This is a genomic window from Alistipes dispar (genome assembly GCF_006542685.1).
Classification (GTDB): Bacteria; Bacteroidota; Bacteroidia; order Bacteroidales; family Rikenellaceae; genus Alistipes; species Alistipes dispar.
The window spans coordinates 2,161,616-2,180,442 of record NZ_AP019736.1 but is presented as its reverse complement, the minus strand read 5'-3'; the positions used below and the strand labels follow the sequence as shown (position 1 = coordinate 2,180,442).

Annotated in this window: 17 protein-coding genes; 8 read left to right on the top strand and 9 right to left on the bottom strand. The window is 65.2% G+C overall.

What is annotated here, in order from left to right; all coding sequences use genetic code 11:
- The first annotated feature begins 99 nt into the window (after positions 1–99).
- The 8 genes from FME97_RS09155 (at position 100) to FME97_RS09120 (ending at position 9,638) form a co-directional block, all read left to right on the top strand.
- Positions 100–1,437, top strand: a complete 1,338-nt coding sequence (locus FME97_RS09155) for a glycoside hydrolase family 2 TIM barrel-domain containing protein (protein ID WP_141429195.1) — start codon at positions 100–102, stop codon at positions 1,435–1,437.
- Between the two features lie 111 nt (positions 1,438–1,548).
- On the top strand, positions 1,549–2,022 hold the full coding sequence (rlmH, locus tag FME97_RS09150; RefSeq protein ID WP_141429193.1) for a 23S rRNA (pseudouridine(1915)-N(3))-methyltransferase RlmH: 474 nt from the start codon (positions 1,549–1,551) through the stop codon (positions 2,020–2,022).
- Positions 2,019–2,612: a helix-turn-helix transcriptional regulator gene (locus FME97_RS09145; protein WP_394344253.1), complete on the top strand. Its 594-nt coding sequence runs from the start codon at positions 2,019–2,021 to the stop codon at positions 2,610–2,612. Before rlmH ends, FME97_RS09145 begins: the two co-directional genes overlap by 4 nt.
- 92 nt (positions 2,613–2,704) lie before the next feature.
- Positions 2,705–4,987 carry a TonB-dependent receptor gene (locus tag FME97_RS09140; protein WP_141430001.1) on the top strand — a complete coding sequence of 761 codons (2,283 nt, stop codon included), beginning with the start codon at positions 2,705–2,707 and terminating at the stop codon, positions 4,985–4,987.
- 6 nt (positions 4,988–4,993) lie between these two features.
- A complete protein-coding gene (locus FME97_RS09135) occupies positions 4,994–5,479 on the top strand; it encodes a hypothetical protein (RefSeq protein ID WP_141429191.1) in 486 nt (161 codons plus the stop codon).
- Between the two features lie 9 nt (positions 5,480–5,488).
- A complete protein-coding gene (gene nadC, locus FME97_RS09130; protein ID WP_141429189.1) occupies positions 5,489–6,343 on the top strand; it encodes a carboxylating nicotinate-nucleotide diphosphorylase in 855 nt (284 codons plus the stop codon).
- A gap of 6 nt (positions 6,344–6,349) precedes the next feature.
- Positions 6,350–8,260: an LTA synthase family protein gene (locus FME97_RS09125; RefSeq protein WP_141429187.1), complete on the top strand. Its 1,911-nt coding sequence runs from the start codon at positions 6,350–6,352 to the stop codon at positions 8,258–8,260.
- Positions 8,253–9,638 (top strand): GNAT family N-acetyltransferase, encoded by a 1,386-nt coding sequence (locus FME97_RS09120; RefSeq protein ID WP_141429185.1) that lies wholly within the window; start codon positions 8,253–8,255, stop codon positions 9,636–9,638. Before FME97_RS09125 ends, FME97_RS09120 begins: the two co-directional genes overlap by 8 nt.
- 53 nt (positions 9,639–9,691) lie before the next feature.
- Here FME97_RS09120 and FME97_RS09115 read toward each other — a convergent pair whose 3' ends face one another.
- From FME97_RS09115 to purC, 9 genes are all read right to left on the bottom strand, one after another.
- Positions 9,692–10,486, bottom strand: coding sequence for a class I SAM-dependent methyltransferase (locus tag FME97_RS09115; RefSeq protein ID WP_141429184.1), 795 nt, complete (start codon positions 10,484–10,486; stop codon positions 9,692–9,694).
- Between the two features lie 145 nt (positions 10,487–10,631).
- A complete protein-coding gene (gene folD, locus FME97_RS09110) occupies positions 10,632–11,477 on the bottom strand; it encodes a bifunctional methylenetetrahydrofolate dehydrogenase/methenyltetrahydrofolate cyclohydrolase FolD (protein ID WP_141429182.1) in 846 nt (281 codons plus the stop codon).
- A gap of 182 nt (positions 11,478–11,659) precedes the next feature.
- Positions 11,660–12,910 carry a phosphoribosylamine--glycine ligase gene (gene purD / locus FME97_RS09105; RefSeq protein ID WP_141429180.1) on the bottom strand — a complete coding sequence of 417 codons (1,251 nt, stop codon included), beginning with the start codon at positions 12,908–12,910 and terminating at the stop codon, positions 11,660–11,662.
- A 91-nt stretch (positions 12,911–13,001) separates the two neighbouring features.
- The gene (gene purH / locus FME97_RS09100; RefSeq protein WP_141429178.1) at positions 13,002–14,531 is read right to left on the bottom strand and encodes a bifunctional phosphoribosylaminoimidazolecarboxamide formyltransferase/IMP cyclohydrolase; all 1,530 of its coding nucleotides are present in this window, start codon (positions 14,529–14,531) and stop codon (positions 13,002–13,004) included.
- 7 nt (positions 14,532–14,538) lie between these two features.
- A complete protein-coding gene (locus tag FME97_RS09095) occupies positions 14,539–14,958 on the bottom strand; it encodes a pyridoxamine 5'-phosphate oxidase family protein (protein ID WP_141429176.1) in 420 nt (139 codons plus the stop codon).
- Complete coding sequence (purN, locus tag FME97_RS09090; RefSeq protein WP_141429174.1) at positions 14,933–15,517, bottom strand: phosphoribosylglycinamide formyltransferase; 585 nt, start codon at positions 15,515–15,517, stop codon at positions 14,933–14,935. Before purN ends, FME97_RS09095 begins: the two co-directional genes overlap by 26 nt.
- 4 nt (positions 15,518–15,521) lie before the next feature.
- Positions 15,522–16,547: a phosphoribosylformylglycinamidine cyclo-ligase gene (gene purM / locus FME97_RS09085; protein WP_141429172.1), complete on the bottom strand. Its 1,026-nt coding sequence runs from the start codon at positions 16,545–16,547 to the stop codon at positions 15,522–15,524.
- A gap of 107 nt (positions 16,548–16,654) precedes the next feature.
- Positions 16,655–18,067, bottom strand: coding sequence for an amidophosphoribosyltransferase (gene purF, locus FME97_RS09080; RefSeq protein ID WP_141429171.1), 1,413 nt, complete (start codon positions 18,065–18,067; stop codon positions 16,655–16,657).
- A gap of 1 nt (position 18,068) precedes the next feature.
- Positions 18,069–18,785: a phosphoribosylaminoimidazolesuccinocarboxamide synthase gene (purC, locus tag FME97_RS09075; protein ID WP_141429169.1), complete on the bottom strand. Its 717-nt coding sequence runs from the start codon at positions 18,783–18,785 to the stop codon at positions 18,069–18,071.
- Positions 18,786–18,827: the final 42 nt, after the last annotated feature.

The window sequence follows — 18,827 nt, the reverse complement described above, 5'->3', positions numbered from 1 at the left end:
TTCAGGGTATTTTTCCGAATTGACAAAGTTAGCCATAATTTGCGATTTGGCAAAAAAAAAGTACCTTTGCACGTACTCACGAACCGAATCCGGACTCCGATGAAACGAACGATAACGACAGCGGCCCTCGCCCTCTCGGCGCTGGCCGCAGCGGCGCAGGACTACGGGGAATCCTCCGCCGTGAGAATCGACGAGGCGGGACGCATTCACCGCACCGAGGTCATTCCCTACGATACGCGCCGCGACGCCGAGGCCCGCAACCGCGAGGCGGGCGGCTACTACCTCGCCTTCTCGCCGCGGCAGATGGCCGCGGCCGGCGACATGGCCGTATCGGGCGCGACCCTCGACATTCCCTACGCCTGGACCGACGGGGTGATCTACCTCCACCTGGAGAACGTCGGATCGGCCTACTCGCTCTGGATCAACGACCGCCCCGTGGCCGAAGTCGAGGATCCCGCGACACCCGCCGAGTTCGCCGTCTCGCCCTACATCCGGCAGGGAGCCAACGACATCCGCCTGGTCCTGCGCCCGAGCGCGACGCCGCAGATCAACCCCGCGACGCCCCGGCGCGAAGCCTTCGCGAACAGCTACCTCTACTACCAGAACAAACGTTCGATCCGCGACTTCGAGATCGCCCTCGTGCCCGACTCGACCCGCAGGTTCGGCGTCCTGGAGCTGGCCATCGTCGCCCAGAACGCCTTCAACTACGACGAGAAGGTGACCGTCGGATACGACATCTACTCGCCGCAGGGCAAGTTGCTCGACTTCAACATGCGCGAAGTCTCGATCCCGGGCCGTTCGGTCGATACGGTGCGTTTCAGCCCCTTCATCTACGGCTCCTACGACAACGAGTGGAAGGCCGGCGGCAAGACGCCGCCCCTTTACAAGGTGATGCTCTTCACGCGCCGCGACGGCGTTTACAAGGAGTACATGCCCCTGCGGATCGGATTCGGCCGGACCGAACTGGAGGAGGGCCGCCCGATGCGGCTGGGCAGGGAGTTGCAGCTCGTCCGCGCCTCCTACAACGCCGCGGCCGATCCCGAGACGACCCTCGCCGAGCTGAAAGCGCTCAAGGCGCAGGGCAAGAACACCGTCTGCCCCGACTTCCCTCAGCCGGCGTGGTTCTACGACCTCTGCGACCGGACGGGACTCTACGTGATCGACCGGGCCGCCATCGACGCCCCCGAGCGGCGCGACGACCGCCGCGTGGGCGGTACGCCCTCGAACGACCCCGCACTGGCCGACGAGTACCTCGAGCGGGTCCGGGCCATGTACTACCGTTCGCGCAACTTCACCTGCGTGGTGGCCTACGACCTGGGCAGCCCCTCGGGCAACGGATACAATATGTATAAGGCCTACGAATGGCTCAGGTCGGTCGAACCGTCGCGTCCGGTGATCTACGGCGACGCCGACGGCGAATGGAACACGGACCTCTGATCCGGCGGGGCCCCGTGCGGACGGGCGGAACGCGCGGGGCCCGGCTCCGAAACGCCGCTCTGTAAAGGAGGCCGGCGCATCCTCCCCTCCCGACACGCAAAACGGAAAACCATGACCATCGAACTGCTCGCCATAGGAAAGACCGACTCGAAGGAGGTCGCCGCGCTGGTCGAAATGTACGCCCGGCGGGTGAACTTCTACTGCAAGTTCTCCGTCACGACGCTTCCCGACGTGCGCAACACGCGCAAGCTCACGCCCCGTCAGCAGGCCGCGGCCGAGGGCGAGGCGATCCTGCGCCAGACGGCCGAGGGCGATTTCGTCGCGCTGCTCGACGAACGGGGCGAGGAGTTCCGCTCGGTGGAGTTCGCCCTCTGGCTCCAGAAACGCCTCAACAGCGGGCCGAAACGTCTCGTGCTGGTCATCGGCGGTCCCTACGGCTTCTCCGAGGCGGTCTATGCCCGAGCCGACGCCCGCATCTCGCTCTCGCGCATGACCTTCTCGCACCAGATCGTCCGTGCGATCTTCGCCGAACAGATCTACCGCGCCTTCACGATCCTGCGCAACGAACCCTACCACCACGAATGACCGTCATGCGACAAGTTCCCGCCATAGCGATCCTCTCCCCCAACGTCCTGACGGCCATCGGACTGAGGTCGATCCTCGAAAAGGTAGCCCCGGCGGCCGAGACCGAACTCTTCGGCTCGTTCCGGGACTTCGAGGCCGCCGGCCCGGAGCGCTTCTTCCACTACTTCGTCACCGCCCGCCTCTTCGTCGCCCACGCCGCCTTCTTCCGCGAACGCCGCCACAAGACGATCGTTCTCTCGTCGGGCGAGCCCCATCTGGCCGCACGGGGAATGCACTGTCTCGACGTCCGCACCGCCGAAGAGCGGCTCGTCAGCTCCCTGCTCCGCCTCCAGCGCAGCGCCCGGCGCCCCGAGCACGCCCTGACCGCACCGCCGCACGCCGCGCAGACGCTCTCGGACCGTGAGGCCGAAGTGCTGACGCTCATCGCCGAAGGGCTGCTGAACAAACAGATCGCTCAACGGCTGGGAATCGGCCTGACGACCGTCATCTCCCATCGCCGCAACATCATGGAGAAACTCGGCATCCGCTCCGTCGCGGGGCTGGTCGTCTATGCGCTGACGGAGGGTTACGCTCCGACGGACGACATGTGACCGCCCGAAAAAACGGTCTCCTCACAAATTAGGATTGCAGCAACCAAAATAAAACCGTTACTTTGTACCCCCGATCGACCCATTTGCGGATCATGCGTTACAGGTTGCTGTCCATATTGCTGCTGCTCCCGGCCCTTCCGGCCGCGGCGCACGCCGTGAAAAGCCCTTCGCCGGCCCCCGATACGGAGGCGGCCGACACGGTGATCGTCGTGGACAAGGTGCAGGTCACGGCCATCAAGCAGGGCATGGTGCTGCGCTCGCAGCCCGTCGCCTCGTCGATCATCGGCAGCCGCGCCATCGGGCGCGACCGCGTCGTCGCGCTCGGGGATCTGTCGCAGAACGTGCCCAACCTCCATATCCCCGACTACGGGTCGCGCATGACTTCGTCGATCTACGTCCGCGGACTGGGCGCACGCATCGACCAGCCGGTCGTGGGGCTGAACATCGACAACGTGCCGGTGATGAACAAGGACAACTTCGACACGGAACTGGCCGAAGTCGAACGCATCGAGGTTCTGCGCGGGCCCCAATCGACCCTCTACGGCCGCAACACGATGGGCGGCGTCATCAACATCTACACCCTCTCGCCGCTCGACTGGCAGGGCGTGCGCCTCACGGCCGAATACGGCAGCGGCGACAGCTACCGTTTCCGGGCTTCGCTCTACGAGAAACTCGCACCCGGGCTGGGCACGGCCGTCTCGGGTTACTACACCCGTGCCGGAGGCTTTTTCGAGAACCTCGCGACGGGCCGCAAATGCGACTGGGAACGGTTCGGCGGCGGCCGCTGGCGCACGCAGTGGCGCAACGGCAAGGGGCTGCGCCTCGACAACTCCCTCTCCTTCTCGGTGCTCGAACAGGGAGGCTATCCCTACGCCTATGCCGGCGAGGAGATCGTCCGCGACGGACAGACCGTCATCCGGCCCGGCGAGATCCGCTACAACGACCCTTCGGGCTACCGCCGCACGACTCTGAGCGACGGCCTCACGCTCCGCTACGACGCCGCGGCCTTCTCCGTCTCGTCGATCACCTCGTACCAGTACTCCGACGACGCGATGACGCTCGACCAGGACTTTCTGCCGCTCTCCTACTTCACGCTCCGGCAGGCCCGCACGGAACACGCCCTGACCGAGGACCTCGTTTTCCGCTCCCGCGACGACCGTTCCTACCGCTGGCTCTTCGGGGTCTTCGGCTTCTACCGCCATGCGACGATGTCCGCCCCGGTGGTCTTCAAACAGACCGGCATCGAGGAGCTGATCCTGGCCAACGCCAACGCCCACGACGGGCTCTACACCTATTCGTGGGACGACACGGAACTGCCGCTGGCAAGCCGCTTCCGCATCCCCGCCGCAGGGGGCGCCCTCTACCACGAATCCGCCTGCACCCTCGGCCGCTGGCATCTCGCCGCCGGGCTGCGTCTCGACGTCGAACACACGCGGCTGCGCTACGACAGCCGGACCGTCGCCAACTACACCGCCACGGACCGCCGCACCGGCGTTTCGACCTCGCTGAACAAACCCATCGAGGTCGCGGGGCGGCTCGAACGCACCTTCGCGGAGCTGCTGCCCCGCTTCTGCGTCCTCTACGCCTTCGACGAGGTGCGCAACCTCTACCTGACGGTCTCCAAAGGCTACAAGGCCGGCGGGTTCAACACCCAGATGTTCTCCGACGTGCTCCAGCAGGAGATGACCGCGGCCATGGGTTTCGGCCGCACGTACGACGTGGACGACGTGGTGACCTACGAGCCCGAACAGAGCTGGAACTACGAGCTGGGCGGCCACTTTTCCTGCATGGAGGGGGCCGTGCGGGGCGATTTCGCCCTGTTCTGGATCGACTGCCGCAACCAGCAGCTCACCGTCTTCCCCGAAGGTTCGACCACGGGCCGCCTGATGACCAACGCGGGCCGCACGCGCAGCTTCGGAGCCGAAGCCGCCGTCCGGTTCACGCCGTGGCGCAACCTCGGCATCGACACCTCCTACGGCTACACCGACGCCCGCTTCGTCCGCTACGACGACGGGCAGGAGGACTTCGGCGGCAACCGCATCCCCTACGCTCCGCAGCACACCTTCTCGGCCCGGGCGGTCTGGACGCTCCCCACGGGCGTCGCCTGGCTGGGCGACCTCGTGCTGCAAGCCGGCGTCCGCGGCACGGGACGCATCTGGTGGAACGAAGCCAATTCGCTGTCGCAGCCCTTCTACGCGCTCCTCGACGCCTCGGTGCGCCTCGAACACGCCCGCTATTCGATCGGTCTCTGGGGCCGCAACCTCGCCGGCACATCCTACGACGTCTTCTATTTCAAGTCCGTGGGCAACGAATTCGTCCAGTGCGGACGTCCCCGCACGCTGGGCATCACCCTGAACATTCACATCAACAACTGAACGACCATGAAGAAATTCCTGATTCTGCTCCTCACGCCCCTTCTCCTCGCAGCCTGCAACGACGACGAGGAGTTCACGCCCGATGCCGGGGCCTACGTCTGCTCGCTGCGCGTGACGGACGCCTCGACGGGTCAGCCCACGCTCGAAGACACCGGCATCGAGTGCCTGCTCACCGAACAGCCGGACAAGAGCATTTCGCTGACGATGAAAGACGTGAAATTCTCCACGAGCCCGCACGAACCCAGCAAGACCATCGTCTTCCCCCGGCTGGCCTCCCGGTCCGAAGCGGGCGAGACGACCATCTACGGCATCGGGAACGACGGAATCGTCCCCGAGATCGGCGACCTGCCGCGCCCCGACTTCGTGATCGAAGAGTTCGAGTGCACACTCACCGACGACTCGAACAGGCTGCGCATCGCCTTCATCTGCAAGAACACGGACTACCGCCTGAACCACAAGGCGGAGTTCGAAGGAACGAGAAAACTCAAATAAACAAATGTCATGATACCCGAATACAAACCTTTCGTGGACGAGCTCATCGAGCTCTGCATCAAAGAGGACATCGGCGACGGCGACCACACGTCGCTCGCGTGCATTCCCGCCGGCGAACACGGCCGGATGCGCCTGCTGTGCAAACAGGAGGGCACGATCGCCGGAATCGAGATCGCGCAACTGGTGCTGCAACGCCTCGATCCGGAAATGCGTTTCGAACAGATTCTCCGCGACGGCGACCGCGTCGCGCCCGGCGACGTGGCGTTCTACGTCTCGGGACGCCTGCGGTCGCTCCTGCAGGCCGAACGCATCCTGCTCAACATCATGCAGCGCATGAGCGGCGTGGCGACGCAGACGGCCGTCTATGTCAAACAGCTCGAAGGGCTCCGCACCCGCGTGCTCGACACGCGCAAGACCACGCCCGGAATGCGCGTGCTGGACAAGATGGCCGTCAAGCTGGGCGGCGGCGAGAATCACCGCATGGGGCTGTTCGACATGATTCTCCTGAAGGACAACCACATCGACTTCGCCGGCGGCATCCGGAAAGCCATTCTCGGCGTCCGCGAGTACCTCGCCGCACACGGCAAGCAACTGCCCATCGAATGCGAGGTCCGTTCGCTGGAGGACATCGACGAAGTTTTCGCAGCCGGAGGCGTGGACCGCATCATGTTCGACAACTTCACCCCCGAAATGACACGCCTCGCGGTCGAGAAGGTCGCCGGACGCTGCGAAACGGAGTCGAGCGGCGGCATCACCCTCGAGACGATGCGCCGATACGCCGAATGCGGCGTCGATTTCATCTCGGTCGGCGCGCTGACGCACCAGATTCGCTCGCTCGACATGTCGCTCAAAGCCTGCGAATAGCCCGCCATGCGACGCCTGCTCCACACCCCGGCGGGTATGCTTCTGCGGCGCATCGCCCTGCTCTACGCCGTGCTGATGCTCTGCCGCGCGGCGTTCTGGGCCTACAACGCCGCCCAGCTCGGCGCCCTTCCGCAGACCGGGCTGCGGCAGCTCCTCGGCGGGGCGCTGCTCTTCGACACGGCCTCGGTGGTCTATGCCGACGGGCTGTTCGTCCTGCTGTCGCTCCTGCCCCTGCACCTGCGGGAACGGCGCTGGTACCGCAACCTGCTCTTCGGCTATTACGTCGCGGTAAACAGCCTGTTCGTCGTGGCCGCGAACCTCGCCGATGCGGTCTATTTCCGCTACACGCAGAAACGCTTCACGGCCGACGAGATCTTCTTCGCCGACAACGACAATTCGCTGCAACTCGTCGGGAAGTTCATGGCCGAGAACTGGTATCTGGTGCTGGCGTGGCTCGCGCTGACGGCGCTGCTGGCGTGGGGCTACGGACGCCGCGTCCGCGAGGAGAGCCTCCTGCGCCGCGGCTGGCTCTACTACGCGGGCGGCACGGCGATCCTCCTGCTCGCCGCCGGCCTCTGCATCGGAGGCGCACGCGGCGGATTTACCCGCATGACGCGCCCGATCACCCTCTCGAACGCCACGCTCTACGCTTCGGACAATGCGCAGGCGAACCTCATCCTGAGCAACCCCTTCTGCATCCTCCGCACCGTGGGCAGCGCGGGCGGCGTCGGCTACCGCAAATTCTTCCCGCCCGAAGAGCTCGGACGGTGGTTCACCCCCGTACACATGCCCGCCGACTCGGCGGCGGTCGATCTTTCGGGGCGCAACGTCATGGTTTTCATCATGGAGAGCATGTCGGCCGAACACTCGGCCCACCTGCGCCCCGACCTCTATGCCGACCGGCCCGAGAAAGGATTCACGCCGTTCCTCGATTCGCTGATGCGCAACGGACTCTGCTTCCGACGCATGTACGCCAACGGCACGCGGTCGATCCAGGCCATGCCCTCGGTGCTGGGCAGCATCCCGTCGTTCCGCACCCCCTTCGTGCTGATGCCGCAATCGCTCGGCGCGAGCCGCCAGCTCCCCGCGATCCTTGCGGACAAAGGCTACTCGACAGTCTTCTTCTGCGGCTCGGAACACGGGTCGATGGGCTTCGGCGCCTACGCCCGTTCGGCGGGGATCGAGCGCCTCGTGAGCCGCGAAGACTACGAGGCGCGCCACGGCAAGGGGGACTTCGACGGCTACTGGGGCATCTGGGACGAAGAGTTCCTGCAATTCGCGGGCGAGGAGCTCGCCTCCTTACACGAACCTTTCTTCGCCTCGCTGTTCACCCTCTCGTCGCACCATCCGTTCGTCGTTCCCGAGCGGTACGCCGCGACGCTTCCGAAGGGCTACACCAGAATCCACCGGGGCGTGGCCTACGACGACATGGCCTTCCGGCGCTTCTTCGAACGGTTCGGCGGCGAAGCGTGGTTCCGCCGCACGATCTTCGTCTTCGTGGCCGACCACGTCTCCTCGGAAAAATTCGCGCCCGACACGCGGGAGTATCCCGGCAACATGCACATCATCGGTTTCCTCTACACGCCCGACGGCGCCCTGCGGGGCGAGGTGGACGACATCGTGCAGCAGCTCGACATCATGCCCACGCTGCTGGGACTCACGGGCAACGACGCCCCCTATTTCGCCTTCGGACGCGACGTGCTGAACGAACCCGGCCGGCCCCGCTGGTCGGTGTCGTACGACGGCCGTTTCCGCGCCCTCACCGACCGGGGCATCGTCTCGTTCGACGACACCGACGACCGGCAGACGCAAGGTCCGCCGGTCTCCGCGGCCGACAGCCTCCCCGGACGCTTCCGGGCGCTGGTGCAGCAGTATTACACCCGTATCGAACAGAAAGACTACACCGTACATGATTGAATTCCGGCCCATCCGGCTCGAAGACCGCCCCGTCATCGAGCGATATACGATGCCTTCGGGCATCTGCAACTGCGACCTCGCCTTCGCCAACATGTTCTGCTGGCAGTCGGTTTACCACAGCGCATGGGCCGAAATCGACGGGTTCCTCGTCATCCGGTTCCATATCGACGGCGGCGAACGGATCGGCTACATGCAGCCCGTGGGCAAGGGCGACTTCGGTCCGATCGTCCCCCTGCTGCGCGAGGACGCCCACGCCCACGGGCAGCGGCTCCGGATCATCGGCCTCACGGACGAGGGCTGCGAAACGATCCGCCGCATGCACGCCGGGCAATTCGCCTTCGAATCGGACCGTGCGCTGGAGGACTACGTGTACCGCGCCGACGACCTGCGCAACCTCACGGGACGCCGCTACCAGCCCAAGCGCAACCACATCAACCGCTTCACGGCCGAGTACCCCGACCACCGCTACGAAGAGCTGACGCCCGACCGCTTCGACGAATGCATGGCGCTCGAACGCGAATGGCGCCGGGCGCACGAAGGACACACTTCGGAGCTATGCGCCGAGCAGCGGGCCATGCACCTGGCGTTTCGCCATTTCGGGGAGCTGGGGCTGACCGGAGGCTGCCTCTACGTCGGCGACCGCCTGGCCGCCTTCACCTACGGTTCGGCGGTGAACGACCATACGTTCGACACGCACGTCGAAAAGGCCGACACCTCGTTCGACGGGGCTTTCACGGTCATCAACAAGCTCTTCGCGCAACACCTCCCCGGACGCTTCACGCTCATCAACCGCGAGGAGGACCTCGGCATCAACGGCCTGCGGCAGGCCAAACTCTCCTACCACCCGGCGTTCCTCCAGCACAAGTTCACGGCCATCCGCCTGCATCCCGACGAACTGGCATGCAAGGAGTTGTGGCAGAAGGCCTTCGGCGACGAGGAGTCCTTCATCGACTCCTTCCTCATCCGCTATTACAGCCGGCGGAGAATGCTCACGGCCGAGTGCGAAGGGCGCACGGCGGCGATGCTCCACCTCGTGCCGTTCGACACGGAACTGGGCCGCACGACCTACATCTACGGCGTGGCCACCGACCCCGCATTCCGGGGCCGCGGCCTCGCCGCACGGCTGCTCGGCGAAGCCGTGCGCCTGATCGACGAACGCGGCGACGACGCGGCTTTCCTGATCCCCACGCCGGGCGAGGAATGGCTCCGCAGCTTCTACGGCCGTTTCGGGTTCGAAGGCGCGCTGCCCGTGTGGTTCGTCACGTACGACGGATTCGACTTCGGATCGGGCGACCCGGCGACGGACCGCGCGATGATCCGGCGGCGGGATTCCGCCGCACCGCCGCCCGAAACGCTCACGGCGACCTGCACACTGTAAAAAACCGGCCCGGGAACATCCCCGGGCCGGTTTCGTCACCGCCGTACCCCGTATCAACCGAAACGGAGCCGGACGATCCGGTTGTTCAAGTTACGCCGGAACCACGGAATCCGGCGGAAGAGACGCAGATACCGCCAGCGGCGGCGCGCCTCGTCGAAATAGCTCCACTCCCGGTCGAACCGGAGACGGTCGGCCATCCGTTCGAAATCGCGGCTGTCGCGGAGCGACCACCTGAAGGCAGCCTCCTTCACCGTGTCGTGCATCCCGTTGCGACCGACCAGCAGCGGAGCCAGCATCTCGACCAGCAGCACGGCTTCCGCAAAGCGCCGCCCCAATGCCCGGAGCAGCGCCTCGACCTCCTCGCCCGAAAGATACATGAACAGCCCTTCGGCGACGATCAGCACCGGACCTTCGGCGGCGATCCGGTCCATCCATCCGAAATCCAGCACCGAGCAGGCGATCCGCCGCACGCGCTCCGTATCGGGGAAAAACCGCTCCCTCAGGCCGATCACTTCGGGCAGGTCGAGGTCGTACCACATGCCGTAACCCGTCATGCGCAGTTCCCGGGCATCGAGCCCGCAGCCCAGATTGACCACCGAGGCCCCGGGACGGTCCGACAGAAAGGCCTGCACCTCCCTGTCGAGAATCGCCGTCCGCACGCAGCATCCCAGTTGCGACATCCACCCTCCGCGGAACCGGCCGAAATCGAAATCGAGTGCACGGAGAATCTCCGCCGATTTCGGGTCGCGCACGAGCGGATCGGCGCGTTTCTGCTCTTCGGCACGGGCCCAAAGGGGCACGAGCAGGGTGGCGGGAACCTCGGACAGGTCGGGTCGGATCTTTTCCATATCGCTTTTTTCCGCAAATTTACGTCTTTCCCGTCCCCGGAGCAATACCGAAATATGAGGATTTCCGGCCGTCTGCCTGCATGAAACCGTCCGCCCCGGACGACGCGAAGGTCATCCGGGGCGGACGGCAAAAGAGGCGCACCTGCTACATGCGCCGCAGGAAACACTCGATCGTATTCTCCATCAGGCAGCAGATCGTCATCGGCCCGACGCCGCCCGGCACGGGCGTAATGACCGCGGCCTTCGGCTCCACGGCAGCGAAATCGACGTCGCCGCACAGCCGTCCCGTCTCCGGATCGCGGTTCACGCCCACGTCGATCACCACGGCGCCCTCGGACACCATGTCGGCTGTGACGAACTTCGGACGCCCGATCGCCACCACCAGAATCTCCGCCCCGCGCGTCACCTCCCCGAGGTCGCGCGTCCGGCTGTGCGTCACCGTCACCGTGGCGTTCTCGTCCAGCAGCAGTTTCGAAACGGGCAGCCCCACGATATTGCTGCGCCCGACCACCACGGCTCGCTTGCCGGCGATCTCCACGCCCGCGGCCTTCAGCATCTTGACGATCCCCTTCGGCGTGCAGGGCAGCGTGCAGGGCTGTTTCTGCCACAACGCCGCCACATTGAGCGGATGGAAACCGTCCACGTCCTTCGCCTTGTCGATGGCGGCGATCACCTTCTCCTCGTCGATATGCTTCGGCAGCGGCAACTGCACCAGAATCCCGTCCACCTCCGGGTCGGCGTTCAGTCCGGCGATGATTCCGAGCAGCTCCTCCTCGGCGATCGTCTCGGGCTTGCGGATCGTCGTGTTGCGAATCCCCACCTCGGCCGAAGCCTTGGCCTTGCCCGTCACATAACTCACGCTGGCGGGGTCCTCGCCCACGAGAATCACCACCAGATGCGGCACACGCCCGTATTTCGCGGGAAAGTCCTTCACCTTCTCCGCCATCTCGGCCTTCAACCGGGCCGACAACTCTTTTCCGCTGATTATCATATCCGTATAATAATAATTACATTCTTACGGTCTTCCGACGTACCGACAGGTCCGCATCACGCCCGCACCGAACCTCCGGCCGGCAGCGGCATCGTCTGCGAACGGACCGTCCGCGCCGTGCGCCGCAACCGCTCCGGAATCCCGGCCCGCAGGCCGCTCCGGCAACCCTGCGTACCCACCCGTCATTCGTTCTCCAGCGCCCAATGGCCGATGTCGGTGCGGTGGAAGAGGTTGTCGCATTCGATCCGCTCCACATCGCGCAGCGCGGCGGCACGCGCCTCGGCCAGCGTCGCCCCGCGTCCCACGACGAACAGGACCCGGCCGCCGGCCGTCACGATCCGGTCGCCGTCGGCCTTCGTGCCCATGTGATAAACCGTCCCTTCGACCCGGTCCAGCCCCCTGATTTCATACCCCTTCTCATAGCTTCCGGGATAGCCTTTCGACGCCAGCACGATACCCAGCGCCGGCACGTCGTCCCACTCGATCCGCGCATCGCGTCCGTCGGCCACGGCGCAGAAGATATCCACGATGTCGCTTTTCAGCCGCGGCAGCACGACCTCCGTCTCGGGGTCCCCGAAGCGGGCGTTGAACTCGATCACCTTGATGCCGCCGGCCGTCTTCATCAGTCCGCCGTAGAGCACTCCCTCGAAAGGAGCCCCTTCGGCAACCATCGCCTCGGCCACGGGGCGCATGATCCGCTCCACGGCCTCCCGTTCGTCCTCCTCCGTGATGAACGGCAGCGGCGAATAGGCCCCCATGCCGCCCGTGTTCGGCCCCCTGTCGCCGTCGTAGGCGCGCTTGTGGTCCTGCGAGAGAACCATCGGCCAGACGCGGCGGCCCGAGACGAAGCACAGCAGCGAGAACTCGGGACCTTCGAGGTAATCCTCCACGACCACGCGGCCCTTGCCGAACTTGTCGTCGAGCAGCATGTCCCGCAGCGCCGCCCCGGCCTCCTCCATCGTCTGCGCAATCACCACGCCCTTGCCGGCGGCCAGTCCGTCGTACTTGAGCACGGCGGGCAGCGGACGGGAGGAGACATAGGCCATCGCCTCGCCGTAGTCCGAGAAAGTGCGGTAACCGGCCGTCGGAATGCCGTGGCGGGCCATCAGGTCCTTGGCGAACTCCTTCGACGACTCGATGCGCGCAGCGGCCTTCGTCGGACCGAAAATCCGCAGCCCCGCCGCCCTGAAACAATCCACGACACCCGCCGCCAGCGACGCCTCGGGTCCCACGACCGTCAGCCCGACGCCGTTCTCCGCAGCGAAATCGCGCAGCCGCTCCACCTCGGTCTCCCGGATCGCCACGCACTCGGCCTGCCGGGCGATGCCCGCATTGCCCGGCGCGCACCAGATCTTTTCCACCTGAGGCGAACGCGTCAGCGCATCGACGATGGCATGCTCGCGGCCGCCCGAACCTATCACAAGAATCTTCATATTCGTTCCGTTTCTCGTCCGCACCGCCCTTCCCGGGATGGTGCGGAATCGTTCATACTCCCTCTTTCGGCCGGACCCCGCCCGGCGCGCATCAGTGCTTGAAGTGACGCTCCCCGGTGAAGCACATGGCGATTCCCTTCTCGTCGGCCTTGCGGATCGAATCCTCGTCGCGGACCGAACCTCCGGGCTGCACGATGGCCGTCACGCCGTATTCGGCGGCCAGCGCCACGCAGTCGTCGAAGGGGAAGAAGCCGTCCGACGCCAGCACGAGCCCCTCGGTGAAGCCCGCGGCATGCGCCTGTTTGAGAGCGATCTCGGCCGAACCGATACGGTTCATCTGTCCGGCGCCGACGCCCAGCGTCCGGCCGTCGCGGACCACGACGATCGCGTTCGACTTCACGTGCTTGACGATCCGCCAGCCGAAATTGAGGTCCTTCATCTGCGCCTCGGCCGGCCGGACCTTCGTCACACACATCGAGGGCTCCACGCGGCGGGTCTCCGCGTCGAGGTCCTGCACCAGCAGGCCGCCGTTCACGCTCACGTACTGCTTCCGGGCCTCCTCGCCGCGGGTCATATCGACCTCCAGCAGACGCAGGTTCTTCTTCGTGCGGAGCACCTCCAGCGCTTCGTCGGAGAACTTCGGCGCCATGACGATCTCCAGGAAGATCGGCTTCATCAGCTCGGCCGCCTCGCGCGTCACCTCGCGGTTCGTGGCCACGATGCCGCCGAAGATCGACACCTTGTCCGCTTCGTAGGCCTTCGTCCACGCCTCCGCGACGTCGCGCCCCGTGGCCGCACCGCAGGGATTCATGTGCTTCAGCCCCACACAGAACGGCTCGTCGAACTCGCGCACGATGCAGAGCGCGGCGTTGGCGTCCTGAATGTTGTTGTACGACAGCTCCTTGCCGTTGAGCTGCCGGGCGAAGGCCAGCGAATAGGGCGTCCGGCTCCCCTCGCGGTAGAACTTCGCGCTCTGGTGGGGGTTCTCGCCGTAACGCAGCGGCTGCACGAGGTCGAATTCCAGGAACAGCTTCTCGTCGAGCCCCGCCTGCGCACGCATGTACGTGGCGATCATCGCGTCGTACTCGGCCGTATGGGTGTAGGCTTTGGCCGAGAGCTTCAGACGCGTTGTCTTCTCGGTATTGCCGCCGGCGCGGATCTCCGAGAGGACCTGCCCGTAGTCCGCCGGATCGCACACCACCGTCACGTCGGCCCAGTTCTTGGCCGCCGAACGCAGCATCGAAGGTCCGCCGATGTCGATGTTCTCGATGGCGTCCTCCATCTTCACGCCGGGTTTGGCGATCGTCTGCCGGAAGGGATAGAGGTTCACGCACACCAGGTCGATGAAGCCGATGCCGTTCTCCTTCAGGGCCTTCAGGTGCTCCGGATCGTCGCGGCGCGCCAGCAGCCCGCCGTGCACCTTCGGGTGCAGGGTCTTCACGCGTCCGTCGCAGATTTCGGGAAATCCCGTCACGTCGCTGATATTGACCACCTCGACGCCGCTCTCGCGCAGCAGTTTCATCGTGCCGCCCGTGGCGATCACCTCCCAGCCCAGCGACCGCAGCCCGCGCGCGAAATCCACCACGCCGGTCTTGTCGCTCACACTTACCAATGCTCTCATGTTTCCGTTATTTTATTTCAAAATTTTCCGAATGAAAATCGCAGTAATACCGTCCCGTGCGGGCCGTGAACCGGAGCGCGCAGCAATCCGGACCGTCCACGCCGCCGGGATAATACCGCTCGTCGCCCTCGCGCCACACGCGGCGCCGGCTCGCGGCATCCTCCAGCACCTCCATCGTACCGGTCAGCAGCAACCCCCGGAAGGTCCGCGGGTCGCAGAAGTAGAGACACGCCGCGCCGTTGCGGCGGAACTGCGCCACACGCATCGACGAGGCGTTCGTCGAGAACCGGAACACCCGGAGCCCCTCGCGCCCGCGCGGGGCGAGCATGGCCTTCACCTGGGGAAATCCCCCGTCATCGACCGAGCCGACGAACGACAGGCCCGCTTCGTCGGGGAACGGTTCAAGTTCTTTTTGCAAGTCGCTCATCTTCCAGCAGTTTTCGGATCGTATCTATATAGAGCGGGTATTCCACCGCATGAATCTTCGCTTCCAGTTCCGCCGCATCGCCGCCTTCGTACCCGAAGGCGCGCTGGGCGATGATGCGGCCGCCGTCGAGCGTGGCATCCACCCAATGAACCGTCACGCCGAAGACCTTCACGCCGTACTCCAGCGCCTGCTCGATGGCGTGCGCCCCGCGGAAGGCGGGCAGCAGCGAGGGATGAATGTTGACGATCCGCCCGCCGTAGGCTCCGAGCAGCGTCTCGCCCGCAATGCGCATGTACCCCGCCAGACAGACCAGCTCCACGCCCGCGGCATCGAGCCGGCGGACGATCTCCCGCTCGTAATCCGCCTTCGAGGCGTACTCCTTCGGAGAGAAGACGAACGCCTCGACGCCGTGCGCCGCGGCCCGTTCCGCGACCCGCGCCCCGGGGCGGTCGCAGACCAGCAGCACGACCCCGGCGGCCAACTCTCCCCGCTCGCAGGCGGAGACGATGGCCTCGAAGTTCGTCCCGTTGCCGCTGGCGAATACCGCAAGCCGCCGCATGGCACTACCGGATGACGACGCCTTCGGTCGCGGTCACGCGGCCGATCACCGAAGCCCGCTCGCCCTGCGCCGCGAGAATCTCCACGGCCGTCTGCGCCTCCGCGGCATCGAGCGCGACGACCATGCCGACGCCCATGTTGAAGATGTTGAACATCTCGCGGTGGGGAACCCGGCCGTACTTCTCGAGGAAACGGAACACGGGCGGAATCTCCCACGATCCCTCCTCGATCTCGAGCCCCTGCCCGTCGTGCAGGATGCGGGGGATGTTCTCGTCGAAACCGCCGCCCGTGATGTGGCTGATGCCGTGCACGTCGCAGCGGCGGATCACCTCGAGCACCTGTTTGACATAGATCCGCGTCGGCGTGAGCAGCACCTCGCCCAGCAGCTTGTTCGACAGCTCGGGATAGGATTTGTGCAGGTCGAGGCCGTTGTCCGAAAGGATCTTGCGCACGAGGCTGAATCCGTTCGAATGCACGCCGCTCGAAGCGATGCCCACGAGCGCGTCGCCCGCCTTGACCTTCGAACCGTCGATGAGCTTCGATTTCTCCACGACACCCACCGTGAAGCCGGCGATGTCGTACTCGCCCTCGGCGTACATGCCCGGCATCTCGGCCGTCTCGCCGCCCACCAGCGCGCATCCCGCCTGGCGGCAGCCTTCGGCCACGCCCGCCACGACGGCCTCTATCTTCTGGGGTTCGTTGTGACCCACGGCCACGTAATCGAGGAACACGAGCGGCTCGGCCCCCTGCGCCAGCACGTCATTGACGCACATGGCCACGGCGTCGATACCGATCGTATCGTGCTTGTCCATCTCGAAGGCCAGCTTGAGCTTCGTGCCCACGCCGTCCGTGCCGCTCACGAGCACCGGTTCCTTCACCTGCAGCGCCGAAAGGTCGAACATGCCGCCGAAGGCGCCGATATTGCCCATCACCCCCAGGCGCGAGGTCGATGCCACGTGCTTCTTGATGCGCCGCACCACTTCATACCCGGCTTCGAGGTTCACGCCGGCCTTTTCATAACTTTGTGCCATATCTCTTTTTCAGTGTTAATCCGCCCCGTCTCCCGCGCACCGCCCTGCGGCGCACGCTCCGGACCGGGTGCAATCCGTATTTCCGTTCTCCGCCGCTCCCGGCCCGCTCACTTGGTCTCGCGGTTCGCCTCGTCGGGCGACTGGTACAGCGCCGTGGGGTACTGCCCCGTGAAGCAGGCCATGCAGAGCTCCCTGCGGTTGCCGGCCCTGAGCAGCGCCCCGGGCGAGAGGAAACAGAGCGAGTCGGCCCCGATCTCCCGGCAGACGCCCGCCGGATCCTTGTGCGCCGAAATCAGCTCGTCGTAGGTCGAGGTGTCCACGCCGTAGAAACAGGGGTTCGTCATCGGGGGCGAGGCGATACGCACGTGGACCTCGGTGGCGCCGGCCTCCTTGAGCATCGTGACGATGCGCCGCGAGGTCGTGCCGCGCACGATCGAATCGTCCACCAGCACCACGCGCTTGCCCCGGACGATGGTGCGCACGGCCGAGAGTTTCATCCGCACGCCCTTCTCACGCAGCTCCTGCGAAGGCTGGATGAAGGTGCGGCCGATATACTTGTTCTTGATGAGCCCCATCTCGTAGGGCAGGCCGCTCGCCTCGGCGTAACCCATCGCGGCGCTCAGGCTCGAATCCGGAACGCCGACCACGATGTCCGCGTCGGCCGGCGACTCCTCGTACAGCAGCCGGCCCGACACCTTGCGGAAGGCGTGGACGTTGCAGCCCTCTATGTCGCTGTCCGGGCGGGCGAAGTAGATATACTCCATCGAGCACATTTCGCAACGCTTGTACATCGAGAAATCGCAGCTCCGCAACCCCTGCCGGTCGATCGTCACGATCTCGCCGGGATTGACGTCGCGCACGAACTCCGCGCCCAGCACGTCGAAGGCGCACGTCTCGCTCGACACGACCCAGCCGTCGCCCAGCCGGCCGATCGACAGCGGCCGGAGGCCGTACTTGTCGCGGCAGGCGTAAATGCGGTTGGCCGTCATGATGAGGAAGGCGAAGGCGCCCTCGATCATGTTCAGCGCATCGACGATCGCATGGATGCGCGGCCGGTCGCGGAAACGGGTCTCCTTCTTGATGAGGTGGGCCAGAATCTCGCTGTCGGAGGTGGACTGGAACAGGCTGCCCTTGTTTTCGAGGTAGGTGCGCAGCAGGGCCGAATTGACGATATTGCCGTTGTGCGCCATCGCGAAATCGCCCGTATTGTGGCGGAACAGGAACGGCTGGATATTCTCGACGCCGCCGCCTCCGGCCGTCGTATAGCGCACATGGCCGATCGCCATGTCGCCGCGCAGCGTGGCGAGCTTCGCCTCGTCGAACACCTCCGTCACCAGTCCGTCGCCCTTGATGCGGCGGAATACGCCGTCGTCCGCCGACACGATTCCGGCCCCCTCCTGTCCGCGGTGCTGCAACGCATGCAGACCGTAATAGGTCAGCGACGCGGCGTTCGGCACGCCGAAGACGCCGAACACCCCGCACTCCTCATGCAGCTCGCGGTCACGAACCAACTCCATCATCTTATGCCGTGATTTTCTTCAGACGTGCCAGAATCTCCTCGTATGCCTCGCGGACCTTGCCCAGATCGCGGCGGAAACGGTCCTTGTCGAGTTTTTCGTTGGTCGTGGCGTCCCACAGGCGGCAGGTGTCGGGCGACACCTCGTCCGCGAGCACGATCTCGCCGTCCGACGTCCTGCCGAACTCGATCTTGAAGTCCACGAGCTTGATGTTCATTTTGGCGAACAGCCCCTTGAGCACCTCGTTGATCTTGGCCGTCATCTTATAGATCTCGTCCAGCTCCCCGTAGGTCGCGGCGCCCAGCGCCACGGCGTGGTGGTCGTTGATGAGCGGATCGCCCAGCTCGTCCTTCTTGTAGCAGATGTCGTAGATCACGTTCCCGGGCTGCGTGCCCTCCTCGATCCCGAGGCGCTGGGCCATCGACCCGGCGATCGTGTTGCGCACGATCACCTCGAGCGGAATGATCTCGACACGGCGGCAGAGCTGGTCGCGCTCGTTGAGCGTCTCGATGTAGTGCGTCTTCACGCCGGCCTTTTGCAGCTCCTTGAAGATCAGGGTCGAAATCGCGTTGTTCAGCACGCCCTTGTTCTCGATCGTCGCCTTCTTCACGTTGTTGAACGCCGTGGCGGCATCCTTGTAATGAATGATGATCTTGTCGGGATCGTCCGTACGGAAAACCTGTTTTGCCTTGCCCTCGTAGAGCATTTCGAGCTGTTTCATGGTGTGTGTGAATTTTTAAGTTCTATGATCTTATCTGTTTCT